6 tRNA genes and 1 rRNA gene are annotated in these 798 nt (G+C 50.8%); all 7 read left to right on the forward strand.

The features are described from left to right. Positions 1 to 86, forward strand: a 5S ribosomal RNA gene (rrf, locus tag KNQ14_RS16620); the annotation flags it as partial. A 9-nt stretch (positions 87 to 95) separates the two neighbouring features. Further along, positions 96 to 171 (forward strand) — tRNA-Val (locus KNQ14_RS16625). Positions 172 to 186: 15 nt separating this feature from the next. Continuing rightward, positions 187 to 262, forward strand: a tRNA-Thr gene (locus KNQ14_RS16630). A gap of 62 nt (positions 263 to 324) precedes the next feature. Further along, positions 325 to 411: transfer RNA gene (locus tag KNQ14_RS16635), tRNA-Leu, on the forward strand. 40 nt (positions 412 to 451) lie between these two features. After that, positions 452 to 525: transfer RNA gene (locus KNQ14_RS16640), tRNA-Arg, on the forward strand. Positions 526 to 529: 4 nt separating this feature from the next. After that, a tRNA-Pro gene (locus KNQ14_RS16645) sits at positions 530 to 606 on the forward strand. A gap of 22 nt (positions 607 to 628) precedes the next feature. Beyond that, positions 629 to 704: transfer RNA gene (locus tag KNQ14_RS16650), tRNA-Ala, on the forward strand. Positions 705 to 798 lie beyond the last annotated feature (94 nt).

Here is a 798-nt window from a genome sequence, read left to right on the forward strand (position 1 = left end):
GTTCCCATGCCGAACACGGAAGTTAAGCACTTGAACGCCGAAAGTAGTTGGGGGCTTCCCCCTGTGAGGATAGGACGCTGCCAGGCGATACATATGGAGGATTAGCTCAGCTGGGAGAGCACCTGCCTTACAAGCAGGGGGTCGGCGGTTCGATCCCGTCATCCTCCACCATTTTTTATTACACTTGCCGGTGTAGCTCAGCTGGTAGAGCAACTGACTTGTAATCAGTAGGTCGCGGGTTCGACTCCTGTTGCCGGCACCATTTTTATCTTCAATGATCACCAGAATTCAATTATGAATGAAGGTTCTACCTTTTATATCCCTGCCGGGGTGGCGGAACTGGTAGACGCACAGGACTTAAAATCCTGCGGGGGTTTCCCCGTGCCGGTTCGATTCCGGCCCTCGGTACCATTTTTCATTTTGGATGTTTACTGTTTGATCCTTATATTCCGCACCCTTAGCTCAGCTGGATAGAGTACTTGACTACGAATCAAGGGGTCGGGAGTTCGAATCTCTCAGGGTGCATTTTCGGGAAGTAGCTCAGCTTGGTAGAGCACTTGGTTTGGGACCAAGGGGTCGCAGGTTCGAATCCTGTCTTCCCGACCATCTTCAATTTCATCCCTTTAATGGGGCCTTAGCTCAGCTGGGAGAGCGCCTGCCTTGCACGCAGGAGGTCAGCGGTTCGATCCCGCTAGGCTCCACCATTTTTATGACGAACTTTGAAAACTGAACGATGAGGCAAAAATCGTATTCTACGGAATACAAAAACGAATGAAGCGCAAGCTTCGTCAATCGTGA

This window comes from Exiguobacterium sp. s161 (genome assembly GCF_018619045.1).
Classification (GTDB): Bacteria; Bacillota; Bacilli; order Exiguobacteriales; family Exiguobacteriaceae; genus Exiguobacterium_A; species Exiguobacterium_A indicum.